Genomic DNA, 19,259 nt, shown 5'->3' on the forward strand with positions numbered 1-19,259 from the left:
GGAGTTTTTTTATAAAGTACGTAGAAAACTGATAAGGATCGAAGATATGTGATAATTACGACCCTTGGGCCCGCTGTTATGATAAGTACAAGTAAATAAAAGCGCTGTCATGACAACTGGTGCAAGGAGGTTAAGCCCGCAATGGCTATCGCCGCTTCGACAAAAACGGCCGTTAAGAATCAGAAATGGAGCAATTGGAGAAAGTATCGCGTTCTGCTTCTGATGCTGATACCCGGAATGATTTATTATGTTGTATTCAATTATTTTCCTATGTATGGTGTCGTTCTAGCTTTTAAGGATTACAGATTCATGGATGGGATTATGGGAAGCCCGTGGGTTGGCCTTAAACATTTCGATAAGCTGTTCGCCGATCCCTATTTCTACACGGTACTCAAGAACACGCTCATCATTAGTTTCTACAAGCTGCTGTTCGGCTTTCCGGTTCCGATTATTTTCGCTTTGTTATTAAACGAAATTACGAATGTGAGATTCAAAAAAGTTGTTCAAACGGTGTCGTATTTACCGCACTTCATCTCATGGGTTATACTCGGCGGTATTTTCTTCTCCATTCTTTCTTGGGAAGGGCCAATAAATACGCTTATCACCTTGTTCGGAGGCACCCCCAACCTGTATCTGGCCGATGCCCGATATTTCCGGACGGTGCTCGTCATCACCCATATCTTCCAAAGCTTCGGCTGGGGCTCCATTATTTATTTCGCGGCATTGTCCGGCATCGATACGCAAATGTTCGAAGCGGCTGTTCTGGATGGCGCAGGTCGATTTAAGCGGATGTGGTACATTTCCATACCGATGATCGCTCCTGTCGTAGCGATCATGCTGATCCTATCCATGTCAGGTATATTGGATGCCGGATTCGACCAAATTTTCAATATGTACAATGTCAAAGTTTATAATGTGTCCGACATCATTGATACGTACGTTTATCGAAAAGGATTGGTGGATATGAGTTACAGCTATGCTACGGCGGTCGGATTGTTCAAGTCCATCATCGCGCTCATCCTCATCTTTGTCGTAAACAAGATTGTCAAAATGATCGGTCAGAAAGACAGCGCGATATGGTAAATGTACGTTTGGTTGGAGGTGCTTCGTTGTGATTGCCGTGAAGAAGACGCCGGGCGAAAAAAGCTTCGACGTCATCCTATATCTGTTCATGTTGGTATTATTGGTGCTTACGCTTTATCCTTTCTGGACGCAAGTGATCATTTCGATGGATGGCGGAGGAGCGAAGAGCACAGCATACGCTTCGGGACTCGTGTTATATCCGGCCAAGTTCACGCTTGAAAGCTATAAGCTGGCTTTTCATTACGATGCTTTATGGTACGGGTATAAAAATACCGTTGTGCGTACCGTGCTTGGCGTAGCTTTGGCGGTGGTGTTCACTTCTTTAACCGCGTATCCGCTGGCGAAGAAGGACTTGCCGATGAATCGCGTGTTTACCGGGATCATCTTGTTCACGATGCTGTTTGGCGGCGGACTGATTCCGTCCTACCTATTGATTAAAGGACTCGGCATGTATAACACGATCTGGGCGCTTGTCGTGCCGGGTATGATCAGCGCGTTTAACGTGCTCATCATCCGCAATTTCTTCCGCTCTCTGCCGGAAGAGCTTGAGGAATCCGCTCGCGTCGACGGAGCCGGATATGTGAGGATCTTCTTGCAGATCGTGATTCCGCTATCCAAACCGGTACTCGCAACGATTGCCTTGTGGGTCGCAGTAGGTCATTGGAATGCATGGTTCGATAGTTTGATCTACATCTCAGATCCGAATCACCAAGTGCTTCAGGTCATCTTGCGCAAAATCATTATTGACAACAATACGTCAGGCTTGATGCTGGCCCAGCAAAATCTAACCCATCATTCCGAATTCTCCGGCAGGCAGCTTCAAGCGACAATGATTATGTTCTCGATTATTCCGATGCTGGTTATCTATCCATTCGTACAGAAGTATTTCGTAACGGGCGTTATGGTCGGTGCTGTTAAAGGGTAATCCCGCATCATGCGGATGTAGCCGTTAATAGATAGATAGATACAAATCATGGGAAGGGTTGATTGTGATGATGAACAAGAAATTTAAAGTGCTGGTTTATGGAGGCGCAAGTATTTCTTTGCTGGCGAGTTTGTTGGCAGGCTGCGGCACGAGCAACAACAACAGCAGTGGCAACGTCAACAGCAGCAACAACAGCCAGGCCTCGGATTCATCGTCGAACAATGCAGCGGCGTCGAATTCGGCAACTACGGAAGATAAACCGGATCATCTGACCTTCTGGGCGTACTATCCGGATCAAAACAAGGTGGATTCACCTGGGGTAACCGCACTTGCTAAAAAATTCAATGCTGAGATAGAGCTCGTTCCGACAAGCGGCGACACGTACAAAGAAGATGTAAACTTGAAAATCGCTTCCGGCAACATTCCGGACTGGATTAAAGAACCGGCTCCGACAGATTATATGAAGTTTGTCGATCAAGGTGTCGTTGCGGAAATTCCGCAAGATATGATCGAGAAGTATATGCCGAAATACGTAGAGTGGATCAAGCGCTTCATCGATAAAGACGATCCGTTCAAATACGTTCGGGTAAACGGTAAAATTTATGGTTTGCCGGGCATTTGGGATATCGGTATCGACGGCCAACAGCTGGGATTCCGCGAAGATTGGCTCAAGAAGGTAGGCATTAACAAAATTCCGGAAACGATCGAAGAAGAGGAAGCCGCTCTTACGAAATTCCGTAATGACGATCCGGACGGAAACGGCAAGAAAGATACTTACGGAATTACCGCTACTGCGGAATCGCTGGACATGATGTTTAGTTCCGTATTCGGTGCCTATGACGCTTATCCGGGTATCTTCCGCGAGAAAGACGGGAAAATCGTGCGCGGCGAAATCGAGCCTGGCGCTAAACAAGCTTTGACTACGCTTAATCGTTGGTACGCAAACGGCCTGATCGATCCGGAGTTCGTCGTGAATAAAGGCAACAATTTCGAGGATAAAATGTTAACCGGAAAAGCCGGCGCAGCGGATTACTACTGGTGGGTCTATTATCCGGGCAATGCCTTCCTTGGAGGCGAAACGTGGTATGACAAGCTTCACAAAGTAGATCCAAACTTCAAATGGCTGACTGAGGGCGGCATTAAAGGACCGGAGGGCAAATTCGGTATTTCCCAATCCTCTCCGAACAATGCATCCGGCCTGATGTTCGGCAAGCAGCTTGCGGATGACCAAGAGAAATTAGGCAAGTATCTGCAGATTTTCGAAGCGACTCAGTTTGAACCGGAATTCTATGAACTGCTCAACTTTGGGGTAAAAGGTACGCATTGGCAGCTGAACGAACATGGCGTTGTCGAGTATATTGCTCCTTATGATAATGAGGATGAGCGCAAGAAGCTCGGAATCGCCGGCGGCTATTCGATGGCTGGATCGTTTAACGACTATGACTTCCAAACGTCGTATACGGCGGATAAAGATCTTCGCCCAATTGCACAAGAAGCAAGAGCAAAAGGCGTCAAAGTATATGACATCCTGAACGCTTACCAGAAACCGCTTTATAACGAAAACAAAGACCAGCTTACTCAGTTCACGCTGCAATCCTATATCGATTTCATTACGGGCAAAAAGCCAATTGACGATTTCGATAAATTCGTTGAAGATTGGAACAAAATGGGCGGAGAGAAAGTGATGACGGAAGCTCAGCAAGTGTACGATCAGCACAAATAAAGTTCATGAAGGTTGAACGGGCATCGGGGTTCCGGTGTCCGTTTCTCTATTTATCGGGAGGAGAATGGATGATGAGAATCAATGCAGGCGCATGCACTGTTGTACTGAATGACAGAGGAGAAGTTACGAGCTTGACCTCAGCGGCATCAAGCAAGACCTATACGAACACGAGTTACGCGGCTCCGCTCCTTCGAATTTCGATTAACGGTCAGGTTGAACGTCCTGTTTCCGCTCAATATGGGGACGCTACCGCGATATTCCATTTCGGAGACTCCGGCGTGAAGGCAGAGGTTGAGGTCGTAAACAAAGAGAGCTATGTCACATTCGAATTGAAACAACTATCCGGCGATGGAGTAGATGCAGTCATTTGGGGTCCGTTCTTAACGTCTTTGTCTGAGTCGATTGGCGAGTCTGTCGGCGTTGTTCACGATGGCGAGTTTGCCATCGGAATCCAAGCCCTTAACTGGAAAACAATTGGCGGTTGGCCTGTCGAACTGGAGAACCTCGCATTCGCCAATCAACCGTATGAAGATAGCAAGTTTGAATACGACAAGAGCACGGCATGGCCGATAAGCGAAGGAAGTCTGTTACAGGCCTATACGCGCGATCGCACGAAGCCTGCGCGTCGTCCGGCGTGGAATTTGAAAGAAGTCGAAGTGCCTGCACTAACGGGAGAAGACGCACAAATTTGCGGATCCAAAATCGCGTTGTTCGGCTGTGCGGCAAGTGAAGTGCTGGAAACAATCGAGGCGATTGAGCTTGGCGAAGGGCTGCCGCATCCGATGATTGACGGCGTCTGGGGTAAGAAGTCACCTGCGGCGACGCAGTCTTATTTGATTACGGACTTCTCGGAGTCCTCCATCGAACAAGCTGTGGAATATACGAAGCAAGCAGGTCTGAATTACGTGTACCACCCGGATCCATTCACGCAGTGGGGACACTTTGTACTGAAGCCGGGAAGCTTCCCGAATGGTGATATGGGGATGAGAGCTTGCGTTGAGCTCGCTGCAGATGAAGGCGTTAAGGTCGGCGTACATACACTTTCCAACTTTACGACGCTAAATGACTCGTATGTGACGCCAATACCGGATCAACGGCTTCAAACGGTTGGTGTTGCGCGACTTGTAGAGCCGATTGATGCTTCGATGATCGAATTGACGGTCGACGATCCCGAGCCGTTTCGGGTTAGTTTGTTCCGCCAAACGGTAAGCATGGGTAGTGAGTTGATCGAATACGAGGCCGTTTCGTCGGCGGCTCCGTGGAAATTACTAGGCGTTAAGCGAGGCGCGAACGGTACATCAGCTATAGCACATGAGAGCGGTTCTGTTATAAGCCGGTTGTGGGATCATCCCTATGACGTTGTGTTCCCGAACATCGAGCTTCAGGAAGAATATAGTTTGAGAATTGCAGAGTTGTTCCAGAAGACGGGACTACGACAAATCTCATTCGACGGACTCGAGGGTTGTTATGCGACCGGTCATGACGATTACGGGGTGAATCGCTTCGTCAAGCGCATTTACGATGGCTGGAATGAAGAAGTCATTAACGATGCCAGTATCGTCGTCCCGAATTATTTATGGCATGTATTTACGCGTTTCAATTGGGGCGAGCCATGGGGCGTGTCGACTCGCGAAGGCCAGCTGGAATGGCGATTAAGCAATCAACGATATTTCGTTCGTAACTTTATCCCGTCCATGCTTGGTTGGTTTCTCGTTCGATCTGCTTCGGATCGGTTTGAAGCAACATCACCTGATGAAATCGAGTGGGTACTCTCGAAGGCGGCTGGCTTCAATGCCGGCTTCGCGCTCTCGGCTGATCAGGCGGTACTGAAGCGCAACGGTAATATTGATGTCCTTCTGGATACGGTTAAGCAATGGGAAACGGCTCGTCATGCCGGTGCGTTTACGCCTGCGCAGCAAGAGCGAATGCGTGATCCGAAGAGCGACTGGCATTTGGAACCTTTAGAAGATGGAAGCTGGGAGTTGTACCCTGTTCATATTTCGAATCCGCTCGTCTGTAGTACGGAAGAGCTGCAGCCCGGTCAGCCGGGTGGCTCGGATTGGGCATTTTACAATAAGTTCTCGGAGCAGCCGCTGCGATTGTGCCTGCGAGTAACGCCTTCGTATGGCAACGTGGACGCATCGGTAAAACGGCCAACCTTCTATACAGGCGGGGAGTACATGACATTCGACACCGAGGTGCACGCGAATCAGTATCTGGTGTGCGACGGAGATCGAACCGGGAACATTTACGATATGAACTGGAACTTAATTCGAACGGTTGAAGCATCTGCAGATGCGCCGATTGTTCGGAAAGGCGGACAGACGGTGTCTTTCAGCTGCAAGTTTGAAGGCGATCCTAAGCCGGTGGTGAGTGTCAAAGTGATTACTTGGGGCGAGCCGGAATCCGTTCGTAGAGGGGCTACACGATGAAGATAGTGGAGGCAAATGGTTCCGATACCGTAGTGTTGTTAGAAGATAGCCCAATCTTAGGCGACGGGGAGTTAGCGTTTACGCTGACGCCGCTCAATGCCGCAGGCAAGGTTGGGGCAGTAATTCGCTATACGGCAACGGATAGTTGGATCTTCATCGGCTGCGACACGCCGATGGACCCCTTCGGCAGAAGTACGTGGATTTGGGCTGCACCTTGTGGGAAGCAAGGCGTGCTGTTTAAAACAGATCCGTTATATGAGGGCAAATCTTATCGCATGGAGATCCGTTTTGTCGGTACGGTTCTGACGCTCTCCTTGGATGGCTATCCGGAATATCATGGCGATATTCCGGATTTGCAGACCGAAGCGGGAGCCATCGGCTTCCGTGCTTGGGGGGACGGAGAGGGAGAAGAGGGGCATGCTCGTCTTGATGAAGTGAATGCGACTGTTCTTGATGACAAGTACCGTTCGGACAGCGTTGATGATATAGACGTGGCTGCGCCATCGTGGAAGTTGGAATCCGATCTGCTGGAAGTGGAATTGGATACCTCCTTCCCGCGCGTGCTACAGTATCGTTGGAAAACAAACGGCGCTGAGTTATTCGGACAAGAGGATCGGTTAATCTATGTGGATCTGAACGGAGAGCGGTATATCCCTGCCGTTTATTTGGAATCGAAATCTCAGTCCGTTGCTTCGTATCAACTCGTATTCGCATCCATTGAGGTCGAAATGACCGTTAACTTCTATATATCCGGCGCAACGCTTGAGATGAACATAACAAATATCCAAGAAAACGGTCAGTTCCGCATTCGCACGATCGCCTTTCCTGACCACGGGCTCGTATCGGTTCGTGATACACAAGAATGCGCGCATGTTGCATCCTCCGAAGGGATCAAAGGCGACGATTTTGCAGGTGCATCCGAATGGTGCGTATCGGGCGCACCTGCTTATCGCGCAGTTGCCATTGTGAATACGAATCAATTGGCGGCGAGTGTCATCGGAAACATGCTGCACAACCGCAGGCGATTGTGCGTGCAAACCGTACAGCGAAACGGCTACAAGCGGACCGCTGTCTGGAACGCCTATTGGACTTACCGCGGACCGGATATGGAAGTGATCGGCGAGCCTTGGTCGAAGGTCGTCCTAACGGACGACCGGAACGGCGATGGCATCGTCGATTGGCAGGATGGCGCTATTGCAACTCGGGAACTGCTGGGGCCAATCCCCGGGTCTGAATCGCTGCGAAATAGTTATGCGCATATTGTTATGAACTTCTCCAGCATGGCTCAGTTTCCGTTTCTCCGAGTTTTGGATAATATTAAGAAATTTTACTTATATACGGATGGGTTCGGACAACTCATTGAACTGAAAGGCTATCAAAGTGAAGGACATGACAGCGGACATCCCGATTACGGCAACAATTTCAATGAACGGGCCGGGGGAGCGCAGGATTTGAATGTCCTGGCTGAACGAGCCCTTGATTTCGGCGTGGTCATTGGCGTGCATATCAATCATAGCGAAGCCTATCCGGAGGCGCGTTCCTACTCGTCTTCACTCGTCACGAGCACACCGGGGTGGAAGTGGCTGGACCAATCCTATTATATCGACAGGGAACAAGATATTCGATCCGGTGACTTCGATCGGCGCTTGGATGAGCTGAACGAACATGCGCCTCATCTTGGTTTCGTTTATGTGGATACTTATCGGGATGAACATTGGGCTGCTTGGCGGCTGGTTAAGAAGCTGCGCGGCAACGGATGGACGATCTGGACCGAAGAGGCGGACGCGCTTGATTCGGATGCCGTATGGACCCATGATTCCACAGGCAACAGCCGGATTTCGCGGTTTATTCGTCATACGGACAAAGACGTTTACGCGGAAGATATCTTGTTGAAAGGCGGCTATGCAAGGTACGGGGATAACGGCTTCATGGGGTGGCAGCGGGAGCGGGATTTGAAGGCGGTCATCCGTTCCTTCTTCACGAAGCAGCTGCCTTATCGCTACTTGATGCATTTCGCGATCATGAATTGGAAGGACTCGGAAGAGGTGATCTTGGAAGGCGGCGTTTCGTCGAGGCTGGAGGAAGGTGTTGCGGTCATACGCCGCAGCGATCGCGTCATCGCGGTCGGGGATACGGTCTTCATTCCTTGGGATCCGATTGGCGAAACGAAAATATACCACTGGAACGCCGCCGGCGGGGAAACCGTTTGGCAGCTTCCGGATAGCTGGCCTGTCGACGGGGTAGTGAAGCTGTACCGGTTAACGAATTTAGGGCGCGAATTTGTTCGTGATGTTCGGGTGGTTTCCGGTTCTGTCGTTGTAGCAGCCGAGGCTTGTACGCCTTATGTTCTTTACAAGTCGGAAGCGCCTCCGGTTCCTAAGATGGCATGGAGCGAGGGCAGCCCGGTGAAGGATATGGGCTTCGACAGTCACGGGTTCGACTGGTGGTCGAAATCATCGCAGTCGGGTAACACGGACCATATCGCGATTGCCGAAACGAGCTACGGTCAATCTTACTTGCGAATTAGCGGGAATAACGGTGCCGATGGACGGGTCTACCAAACCCTCTCAGGACTTATCCCGGGCAAGAGTTATTCTGCTTCGGTATGGGTGGAAGTGTCAGAGGGAAGGAAGGCCGCGATTCGGATCGACGGCTATGGGGGAGAGGAACTGACACGAACCATTAGCCGAACGGCAGTCGTTAATTGCGATGTGGATTCCGATAAGCGGGGCACGTACTATCAGCGATTGCAGCTTCGATTTGAAATGCCGCATTCCGAGGATGAGCGTGTACCTGTGTTATCTCTTCTGGCAGAACAAGGAGAGCCGAATTCCTTCGTTCATTTCGACGATGTGCGAGTAAGAGAGGTAGGATCGCTTACTCAGACGGAGCATTACTTCTACGAAGATTTCGAGCAAGTCGACGAAGGCTGGGGGCCGTTCGTCAGCGCCAATCCCAAGATAGGCAAGACACATCTCGCCCAACTTCACGAAGGCTATACGGAAGATACCCTTGCAGGAGAATGGTCGCTCAAAACGATGGATGAACTCTCCGGAGAGCTGTTGCGGACTTTGCCATCTAGGCTGGAGTTCAAGCCGAATCGCAGCTATAAGCTGACATTCGATTACAGGTCGGAACATGAAGCACAATATTCGATATGCGTAAGGACAGCGTATGGCGGCCTATTGAGGGAAGTCTTCACGGAACCGCTTCAAAAGGGATTGAATCGATTTACTGCAGAACTGGTAACCGGACCTTACCCGGATTACTATGTAGCCATCGTGAGAAATGACGTCAATAAAGGTTCATTAGTGATCGATAACGTTATCGTCGATGAGCTGACGGAATAATAAAATAGTTGAAGGAGTCTATATGGAACGGTTTGCTTATAAAGACGCCAAACTTAAAGAGATCGTCTTTCCTCTCGGAGGAATTGGCAGTGGATCGATCGGACTAGCCGGCAATGGCCGGCTAGTGGATTGGGAAATTAAGAATCGGCCAAACAAGCAAAGCATGAACGGCATGAGCCACTTCGCAGTCAAAGCGGAGTCGGAAGGGAAAGTGCTGGATGCGCGAGTTCTGAATGGCAAGCTGCTGCCGCCCTATATGGGAAATAAGCGTATTAAAAATCATAGCGGGTATGGATTCGGACCGAGCGAGGCCACAATGGGCGGTTTTCCTCATTTTGAGGACTGCACCTTTGTTGGGGAATTTCCTATCGCTGATCTTCGTTTCCGCGACAAGCGTTTCCCCGGTGACGTGAAGCTGACGGCTTACAATCCGTTCATTCCGCTGAACGATCGGGATTCCAGCATCCCGGGCGCTTTCTTCGAGATCGAGTTTCATAATCCTACCGACAGCATGATTACCTACACGGCATGTTTGTCCGTTGCAAATCCGCACCATGGAAGCCCGCATTGGAATCGGTATGAGCAATTTGGTTCCGTTCACGGCATCCGCATGGGTTCGGACGCTTATGATTCGAACAGGCCGGAGTTCGGTGAACTGACCGTCGCTACGGATGCGGAGGAAGTCAACAGTCAGTGGTATGAGGGCAGAGAAATGTATTGGCGGACATTTAGCTCTCCGGGCAGATTTGGGAGCAGCTTGAGCGAGCCCACTTCTGCCAAAGAATTGGGGCAGTTATCCGCTCATGTGGAGCTGCGGCCCGGAGAAACGCGGCGCATCCGTTTCTTGATCACTTGGCATTTTCCTAACTGCTATAACTATTGGAATCCCGAGACAGGCGATGCACAGGATGCAAATCAGCCAGTGACATGGAGGAACTACTATGCCACTCTATTCGATGATTCCTTTGCCAGCGCTTTATATGCGTTCGAACACTGGGAACGGTTATACCGGGATACGCTTCTGTTTAAACAGTCTTTATATGCTTCTCATCTCCCTAAGGAGGCGCTGGAAGCAGTAGCGGCAAACCTATCGACATTGAAATCGCCTACGGTTCTGCGCCTGGAGGACGGCTCCTTATACGGATTCGAAGGCTGCATCGATACAGAGGGCTGCTGTGAAGGTTCTTGTACGCATGTGTGGAACTATGCCTACGCGGCGCCGTTTCTGTTCCCGAAGCTGGAGCGGTCGATGCGGGACTTGGACTATAAGTATAATATGCGCGCCGATGGACGGATGTCGTTTCGCATCCAGCTGCCGCTTGGCCGGGCCAACGACTTGTATGCCTGCGCGGACGGTCAATTCGGCGGCATTATTAAGGTTTATCGGGAATGGAAAATATCGGGTGATTCCGATTGGCTGCGATCGCTATGGCCTTCCGTTCAACAATCGCTGGAGTATGCTTGGGCGGAGACAAACGAGCATCGCTGGGATGCGGATCGGGACGGCGTGCTAGAGGGCAGGCAGCATAATACGTTGGATGTGGAGCTGTTTGGCCCGAGCGCCTGGTTGAATGGTTTTTACTTAGCGGCGCTTAAAGCCGGCGCGGAGATGGCGGCTTATTTGGGCTACCCGGAGAAAGCAGAGGACTATCGCGCACTTTACGAGAGAGGGAAGTCTTGGAACGATCAGCACTTGTTTAACGGAGAATATTATATCCAGAAGATCGACTTGTCCGACAAGTCGCTGTTGGCAACATGCGATGATGAAGCACTCGAATACTATTGGAATGATCGAACGAACGAAATAAACTTTCAGATACAGGATGGATGCTCCATCGACCAGGTCGTGGCGCAATGGCATGCTAATTTATGCGGTCTAGGCGAAATCTTCGATCCCACACAAACACGGCAAGCGCTGAAATCTATATACACGCATAACTTTAAACAGATGTCCGAATTCACCAATCTTTGGCGTTTATATAGTTTGGACGATGAGTCCGGCCTCATTATCTGCTCATGGCCTGAAGGCACACGAAAGCCTGCGGTTCCAATCACGTACAATTCGGAAACGATGAACGGGTTTGAATATCAAGCCGCGATTCATATGATTCAAGAAGGAATGGTTGATGAAGGCATGTCGGTCGTGCGTGCGGTTCGTGAACGATATGATGGTGAGAAACGTAATCCGTGGAACGAAATGGAGTGCGGCAGCCATTATGCAAGGTCGATGGCCAGTTATGCACTCTTGCTCTCTTTCAGCGGCTTCGACTATGACATGGTACGTGGACATATCGGATTTAACCCCATTGATCGTCGCGAAGGTTATGAAACCTTCTGGTCGCTTGCAGCCGGCTGGGGCGTCTTTAGGATGGAGGCCGGGAAAGCAGAGCTGCATGTTCAATATGGCGAGCTGTCGCTTTCATCGTTTGGACTTCCGTTCTTGTCGGAAGACGACTTCGTAGAGATAAGGATCGAAGGCTATCAGGTAGATTGGAAGTGGGAGAAAGGGAACATCATATTCCCACAGAAGCGATCCATTCCACAGGGTGCTAGATTGCAGATTGAACTTCGGCATTAATCGCCGAAAAGGGTTGAATTGTCAGAATTCGAGGGAAAATTGTAGAGCGAAAAATGGTTAATGAGCAAAGCAGCGTCTTGGAAGGAGATTGCTATAGCTGCTAGAAGTTATAGTACAGGCACCGGAAACGCTGGACATGCTGGCGCGTCCGGCGCAGATTGAATCGAGGGAGATTGTCTATGCTACTGGAAGTTATTGCTCTAACACCGGAAGATGCCAAGCTTGCTGCCGCGGGCGGCGCAGATCGCATAGAGCTTGTCTCGGCCATCGAGGAAGGCGGACTCACGCCTGCAATGGCCATTCTGGAAGAAATCGCAGCGGAAGCTGCGATACCGGTTCATGTCATGATTCGTCCGCACAGCAGAGATTTCCGATACTCGGAAGAGGATATGGGGCAGATGGTTCGCGAGATGAAAGCGCTGCGTTTCTCCTGCATCGGCGCGTACGTACTTGGCGTATTAACCGAGGAGCAGACAGTCGATGAAGAGAAGCTGAAGCGGCTGCTTGATGCGGCAGACGGCGTTCCGGTGACGTTTCATCGGGCGTTCGATGAGGCGCGCAATCTGGAGGAGGCGTACGAGACGCTTACTCGTTATCCGCAGATTCGCACGGTGTTGACGTCCGGAGGGAAGCCAAGCGTATTGGATGCGGTCGATTCCATCAAGGAGCTCGTGCGGCAAAGCGTGAACGGTTCGACCGGACCGGAAATAATGGCGGGAAGCGGACTGACGCTGGAGTCAGCAGCTGATTTCGTGAAGCAAACCGGTGTGCGTGCCGTTCATTTCGGATCAGGCGTAAGGCAGAACGGATTATCTCAAGCCTCGATTGATCCGGCTCGGCTGGCTGCACTTCGAGCTGTTCTCAAACCGTAGCAAGGGTACAGTGCAATAACGTAATCAGGTAGGAGGAGTAAACGATGTCTGAGGTATTGGTTAATGAGTATCGCGGCGGTTATGTGGAGAACGTGCACTATGGCCATATTTGTGGTGTAGATGCCGATGGTATCCGATACGGTACGGGGAATGTACGTCACTTGACGTTTCTACGCTCTTCCGGGAAGCCGATTCAGGCGCTTCCTGCACTTATACATGGCGCAGACGAAGCATTCGGATTGTCGGAGAAGGAGACTGCGATCATGTCAGGCTCCCACTGGTCGGAAAGGTTCCACGTGTCGGAGCTGGAGTCGATGATGGCGAAAATCGGCGTGGACGAGGAGCAGTTGGTATGCTCCCCAACGTATCCGCTAAACGGGGCGGCCAGAGACGAACTGTTCGTCAGCGGTTCGCCGAAACGGAGAATTTATCATAATTGCTCCGGCAAGCATCTTGGCATTCTGTCGTTATGCAAGCACAAAGGCTATGATCTGCAGGGCTACACAGATACCGATCATCCTGCTCAGCTGGAAATTGCGGCTACGCTTGCTTATTTGGCAGCTATGCCGGTCGAAGAAGTCGTGACAGGCGTGGACGGCTGCGGCTGCCCTGTGTTTGCGATTCCGCTAGACCGTCTGGCAACGGCTTATCTGAAGCTGGCTCTGCCGGAGCTTATCGAGGATGAATCGGTACGCCGCGCAGCGATTAAGATCGCGGGGCTTATGAACCGCCATCCTGAGATGGTGTCCGGATCCGGACAAATTTGCTCGATTCTGCTGCTCGACGATAATATTGTGGCCAAAGGCGGGGCGAAAGGTGTCTATTGCTTCGGCTTGCGTGAGGAAGGGCTCGGTTTTGCCTTGAAGGTGCTAGACGGTTCGCAGGAAGAGTGGCCGCTTATCATCGCATCCATTCTGGAGCAAATCGGCTATTCCCGTCAGGAAACGATTGACCGGCTGCGTGCCTTGGCACCTGCCGATATGCTCAATGACAACGGCATTGTTGCCGGCCGCAATGAAGCGGTCTTCAAGCTGCAGCGATACGAATAATGACGCAAACGAGGGAGTAAGAGGATGAAAATCGGATTAAGCACATACAGCTTGTTAAACGCGTTAAAGTCGGGCGAAATGACCGTACTGGATGCGATTCAGTGGATAGCGGATAACGGCGGGGAGCATATGGAGATCGTTCCGTACGGCTTTACCCTCGTAGATAATCCGGAATTGGCAGATGCGGTTCGCAATAAAGCAGCAGAGGTTGGCATTGCATTATCCAACTACTCGATGCCTGCGAACTTCGTGCAGCCGGACGACGAGGCGTTCGAGGCCGAGATGGCGCGCGTGAAGGAGCATGTCGATCTGGTTCACCGCCTTGGCATGAAGCATATGCGCCATGATGTGACCGCTTTTACGATTCCGAAGGAACAAATGACGATTGCCTGGTTCGAGGAGAACCTGCACCTGATGGTGAAAGGCAGCCAGATCATTGCTGATTATGCAGCACAGTACGGGATCACGACGACCATCGAGAATCATGGCTTCAGCGCGCAAGCGAGCGATCGCGTACAGCGCGTGCTGCATGCCGTTAACCGCCCGAATTTCAAAACAACGCTGGATATCGGCAACTTCATGTGCGTCGACGAGAATCCCGTTATCGGCGTAATTAAGAATCTTCCTTATGCATCGTTGGTTCATTACAAGGACTTCTACTTCCGTCCATTCGACGAGCCGCCGGGCGGCGGCAATTGGTTCCGCACGAGCCATGACAATTACTTGCGCGGCGCTATAGTAGGTCACGGTGAGATTCCGATTCGCAAAATCACGAAGCTGATTAAGCAATCCGGCTACGACGGTTATATTACGGTGGAGTTCGAAGGCATGGAAGAGTGTAAAGAAGCGTCGCGGATCGCGATGGACAACCTGCGCACTCTGTGGCAAGAGGCGTAAGCGAGTAAGGTATGAGCAAAGAGAATTAAAGGATTGCTTGAAAAGAGAGAGGCGGTAGCAGAGATGCAAACGATTCAGAAGCCGGTACCTTCGGCGAAGCAGCTGGCTTATCAGGATATGGAATTTGGTCTGTTTCTGCATTTCGGACTTCGGACGTTCTATGAAGGGTATGCGGATTTCGACGAGCGCCCGATGTCGCCGGCAGACTTTAATCCCGTCAACTTGGATTGCGAACAATGGATCCGCACCGCGAAGGAAGCGGGTATGGAATATGCGGTTCTGACTGCGAAGCATCATGACGGTTTCTCCAACTGGCCGTCCAAATACAGCTCTTTCTCGGTGGAAGCTTCCCCGTGGATGGACGGACAAGGCGATGTCATTCGCGAGTACGTAGATGCTTGCCGCAAATACGACGTGAAAGCTGGCCTTTACTATTCGCCATATGACGGTTCTGCCAACTTCTATACCCAGGATGCCAAAGCATACGACGATTATTTCGTGAATCAAATTACGGAGCTGCTGGGCAATTACGGCCAGATCGATATCTTGTGGTTCGATGGCTGCGGCTCTGAAGGCCATACCTACGATTGGAACCGGATCATCGGCGAAATCCGCCGCTTGCAGCCGGGCATTCTGATCTTCAACATGGGCGATCCGGATTTCCGCTGGATCGGCAACGAGGACGGCGTTGCATCAACGCCGACTTGGAATGTGGTGGACTCGACCGATTTCTCGATCCTAACGGATGAGAAAGAGAAGCTTGGCGCGCAAATGTGGCTGCCTGCTGAATGCGACGTGCAATTGCGGTATAACCGGATCAGTTGGTTTTACAGTGATGAGGACGAGCATATGGTCAAGAGTGTCGATGAACTGATGGGCTTGTACTACTTGTCCGTTGGACGCGGCACGAATCTGCTGCTCAATATCGGACCGAACCGCGAAGGGCTGCTTCCGAACAAAGATGTGCAGCATCTGACGCAATTCGGCGAAGAAATCCGTCGTCGTTTCGAGCAGCCGATTGCTTCGATTGCCGCCTGCAAACAGGAAGGGCGTACTTGGACGTATGCCGCGCAGGAGAAGCACTTGATTGACCATATTATCATTCAAGAGGATTTGACACATGGCGAAAGCGTGCTACGGTTCAGACTTACCGTCTTAACTGAGAAGTCCCATGGCCGTATCGTCGTTCATGAAGGCTATAATATCGGCCATAAAGCAATCATTCGCATTCCGACTATCAAAGTGTCAGGTGTCATTCTAGAGATACTGGAAAGCGACGGGGAACCGGTTCTTCGTGATCTTTCCTTCCATTACGCAGGCTAGGAGGCGGCGGGATGCAAGCGGATAAGCAATCGCAAACGAGACCTAATATTCTATTAATCACGGTGGATCAGATGCGCGGCGACTGCTTGAGCGCGCTCGGTCATCCGATTGTGGAGACGCCGAACCTGGATCGCTTGGCGCGATCCGGTGTTCTGTTTCGCAACGCGTATTCGGCAACGCCGACCTGCGTTCCTGCAAGGGCTGCGTTAATGACAGGCATGAGCCAGTGTTCGCACGGACGCGTCGGGTATCAGGACCGCGTGCCGTGGGAATACGAGCACATGCTGGCAGGGGAGCTTGCCGGCGCCGGTTACCATACCCAATGCGTTGGCAAAATGCATGTTTATCCCGCGCGGAATCTATGCGGGTTCCATAACATCGTGCTGCATGACGGCTATCTGCATCATAATCGCAGCCGGCACAACAACACGGTCAATGGACATTTTGACCAAGTGGATGATTACTTAACTTGGCTGCGTCAGCAGGCTGGGGCGCAGGTTGACATCATGGATAATGGACTCGATTGCAATGCATCTGCGGCTGCAAGGCCGTGGCATCTGGCGGAGGAGCTGCATCCGACGAATTGGACGGTGACGCAGTCGATTGATTTTCTGCGCCGCCGGGACCCGGGCAAACCTTTCTTCTTGTACACGTCATTTGTACGCCCGCACTCTCCGCTTGATCCGCCGCAAGTCTATATGGATATGTACAAGGATCTTGAGCTGCCTGATCTCCCAATCGGGGATTGGGTGGATGTAGAGGCGGCTAAGGCGAACGGCTCCGACCCGACTACGCATTTCGGCATTGTGCCAAAGCGCAGGCTGGATCGTGCAAGAGCTGCCTATTATGCGCTTATTACGCATCTTGACGATCAGATCGGCCGGTTGGTGAACGCATTGTACGAGTACGGCGTCTCGCAAAATACAATCATCCTGTTCGCGTCTGATCACGGGGAGCTGCTGGGGGATCATCATTATTTCCGCAAATCGCTTCCATATGAAGGAAGCGCGAAGGTACCGTTTATCCTCAGTGACCCGGGCGGCAAGCTGAATCTGCAACGTGGCGGTTCGCAATCGGAAGTGGTCGAGCTGCGCGATATTATGCCGACCCTCCTCGATATTGCCGGTGCTCCGATTCCGAGTACGGTGGAGGGCAGCAGCGTGCTGCCGCTATGCCGAGGCGAGGAAGAGGCTGAGTGGCGGCCGTATCTGCATGGCGAGCATTCGTATGGGTCGTTGTCGAACCATTTTGTAACGGATGGCCGGGAGAAATATCTGTGGTTCTCGCAGTCCGGTGAGGAGCAGCTGTTCGACTTAGTCAGCGACCCGCAGGAGCTGGTGAATCTAGCCGCGGTTAACTCTGCCTATTGGCAAGATCGATTGGAAGTGTGGAGGCAGCGTTTGGCGGCGGAATTGGACGGGCGCGAAGAAGGTTATGTGGAAGAGGGCCGGCTTGTCGTGGGTCGTCCGCCGCGTCAGCTGTTGACGAGTGTGTTTCAAGGGATGGAAGCGTAAGAGCGTAAGTCTAGAAGGGCGAAAGGCGGGGGCTATCGGGCTCTCGCTTTTTTGCGTAGTCACAAACCAATCGGCATCTGGTCAGGTGAATCTCGCATGAGGTAAATTAGTAACAAGTAACATGTGCTATAATCGACAAAACAACGCAGTGCGAGTGCAGAATGTGCGGGATGCCAAGCACCGCCGCGCTATAAGGGGAGAAGCAGCAATGAACGGGCAAGGTCGGCAGCTGATACAGGATGAGTTATGGTTTCTGCAGGATGAGGCGCTTCGAGAAGCAAACCTTGTTGCTGAGCTTCCGGATGAAGCATGGGATGCTTTGCGGCAGGCAGCGGTGAAGGTGAGGCAGGATGAGAGACTGAGTTCGCTTGCCTTGCGAGGGCATCAATTACTGTTCTCGGGTGAGGAAGGGGCGGCCACCAGCGGCGAGACGGTCTCGGGCATCCTCGCCGAGATGGGAGAAGGGGCGGAGCTGTATCAGCCGCTTATTCTGCTCAGCGGACTGAAGCGGCTTCAGCGACTCTATGCGGAGCGAGGAATTCCGCAAGAGATTCTGAAGCATACCCTCAGCGACATGGCGCTTTGGATGCACGATTATTACAGCCGGCACAACCGCTGGGGACTCGGCAACGAGTGGCTCGTGAACCATATGTCCTTCCGACTGTTCCGAGTCGGAAGGCTGCAGTTTGAGCGCGGCCGCTTCGGCGGCGGCAGGCGTGTGCTTCGCCGCCTCGACACGCGCGAGGTGGTCGTCTTGGCGGAGAGCGGCGTCCGTTTCCGCAGTGACGGTCTCATCGACGGCACGAATGACCGCTTCGATGAAGCGGGGGCATGGGAAGCCGTGCTCGAAGATGGCGATGCGGTTACGCGAGGGTATCGGATTACGGATGGCGGCTTCGCTGTTCGTCAACCGGAAACGTTCCGCACCGACGAATGGGAAACTGTGCTGCGCGCCGGCGATCCGGTTCTGGATGTCCATATCGCCGCAGATGGAAAGATGGATTATGCGCAGTGTTTGGACTCCATGAAGGATGCAGTCGGATTCTTCAAGCGGCATTTCCCGGAGGAGACACGACTCGCATTCGTCTGTACCTCTTGGCTGCTCGATCCGCAGTTCGGGCAGCTGCTTAGCGATTCCGCTAACATTGTCCGTTTCCAGCGCGAATTCCGCCTCTATCCGGTAGGCGGCGATGGCAAAGAAGGGCTGCGTCGCATCTTCGGCACCTTGTACGAGGATTGGACGCAAGCTCCTGCCGACACATCGCTTCGTCGCGCTGTACTTGGACATCTCGCGAGCGGCGGGGCGCTGCGTGATATGGGCGGGTTCATTCTAATGGACCATCAGGCGTGAACTAAACCGCGAGGAGTAGGGAACCTCGGCATATAAATGAGGAGCATTGAGGAAATGCTGCATGTTACTCCAAGGCCCCTTAATTAAACTGGAGTCCTCTCAGCCAATAATTTAAACTATTAGCTAAGGGGATGATCCGTTATGGGGAAGCATTTAGGACAA

The 19,259-nt window shown here is 51.7% G+C and carries 12 protein-coding genes; all 12 read left to right on the forward strand.

All coding sequences use genetic code 11. The annotated features are described in order from the left end of the window. The first annotated feature begins 141 nt into the window (after positions 1-141). On the forward strand, positions 142-1,083 hold the full coding sequence (locus tag BLW29_RS30290) for an ABC transporter permease (RefSeq protein WP_090986721.1): 942 nt from the start codon (positions 142-144) through the stop codon (positions 1,081-1,083). 28 nt (positions 1,084-1,111) lie between these two features. After that, positions 1,112-2,008, forward strand: coding sequence for a carbohydrate ABC transporter permease (locus BLW29_RS30295; RefSeq protein WP_090986723.1), 897 nt, complete (start codon positions 1,112-1,114; stop codon positions 2,006-2,008). 67 nt (positions 2,009-2,075) lie between these two features. Beyond that, positions 2,076-3,731: an extracellular solute-binding protein gene (locus BLW29_RS30300; protein WP_090986725.1), complete on the forward strand. Its 1,656-nt coding sequence runs from the start codon at positions 2,076-2,078 to the stop codon at positions 3,729-3,731. A 68-nt stretch (positions 3,732-3,799) separates the two neighbouring features. Beyond that, positions 3,800-6,163, forward strand: a complete 2,364-nt coding sequence (locus BLW29_RS30305) for a hypothetical protein (RefSeq protein ID WP_090986727.1) — start codon at positions 3,800-3,802, stop codon at positions 6,161-6,163. Then, positions 6,160-9,513 (forward strand): endo-alpha-N-acetylgalactosaminidase family protein, encoded by a 3,354-nt coding sequence (locus BLW29_RS30310; RefSeq protein WP_090986729.1) that lies wholly within the window; start codon positions 6,160-6,162, stop codon positions 9,511-9,513. Before BLW29_RS30305 ends, BLW29_RS30310 begins: the two co-directional genes overlap by 4 nt. 22 nt (positions 9,514-9,535) lie before the next feature. Continuing rightward, positions 9,536-12,091 carry a GH116 family glycosyl-hydrolase gene (locus tag BLW29_RS30315; RefSeq protein WP_090986731.1) on the forward strand — a complete coding sequence of 852 codons (2,556 nt, stop codon included), beginning with the start codon at positions 9,536-9,538 and terminating at the stop codon, positions 12,089-12,091. Positions 12,092-12,270: 179 nt separating this feature from the next. After that, on the forward strand, positions 12,271-12,963 hold the full coding sequence (locus BLW29_RS30320; protein ID WP_177186868.1) for a copper homeostasis protein CutC: 693 nt from the start codon (positions 12,271-12,273) through the stop codon (positions 12,961-12,963). Positions 12,964-13,007: 44 nt separating this feature from the next. Next, positions 13,008-14,012 carry an asparaginase gene (locus tag BLW29_RS30325; RefSeq protein ID WP_090986735.1) on the forward strand — a complete coding sequence of 335 codons (1,005 nt, stop codon included), beginning with the start codon at positions 13,008-13,010 and terminating at the stop codon, positions 14,010-14,012. A 24-nt stretch (positions 14,013-14,036) separates the two neighbouring features. Beyond that, positions 14,037-14,909, forward strand: a complete 873-nt coding sequence (locus BLW29_RS30330; protein ID WP_090986736.1) for a sugar phosphate isomerase/epimerase family protein — start codon at positions 14,037-14,039, stop codon at positions 14,907-14,909. A gap of 63 nt (positions 14,910-14,972) precedes the next feature. Then, on the forward strand, positions 14,973-16,232 hold the full coding sequence (locus BLW29_RS30335; RefSeq protein ID WP_090986738.1) for an alpha-L-fucosidase: 1,260 nt from the start codon (positions 14,973-14,975) through the stop codon (positions 16,230-16,232). A gap of 11 nt (positions 16,233-16,243) precedes the next feature. Then, complete coding sequence (locus BLW29_RS30340) at positions 16,244-17,746, forward strand: arylsulfatase (protein WP_090986740.1); 1,503 nt, start codon at positions 16,244-16,246, stop codon at positions 17,744-17,746. Positions 17,747-17,954: 208 nt separating this feature from the next. Next, on the forward strand, positions 17,955-19,097 hold the full coding sequence (locus BLW29_RS30345; RefSeq protein WP_090986742.1) for an acyltransferase domain-containing protein: 1,143 nt from the start codon (positions 17,955-17,957) through the stop codon (positions 19,095-19,097). Positions 19,098-19,259 lie beyond the last annotated feature (162 nt).

It is taken from the genome of Paenibacillus sp. CF384 (assembly GCF_900106745.1).
In the GTDB taxonomy this organism is placed as follows: domain Bacteria; phylum Bacillota; class Bacilli; order Paenibacillales; family Paenibacillaceae; genus Paenibacillus_Z.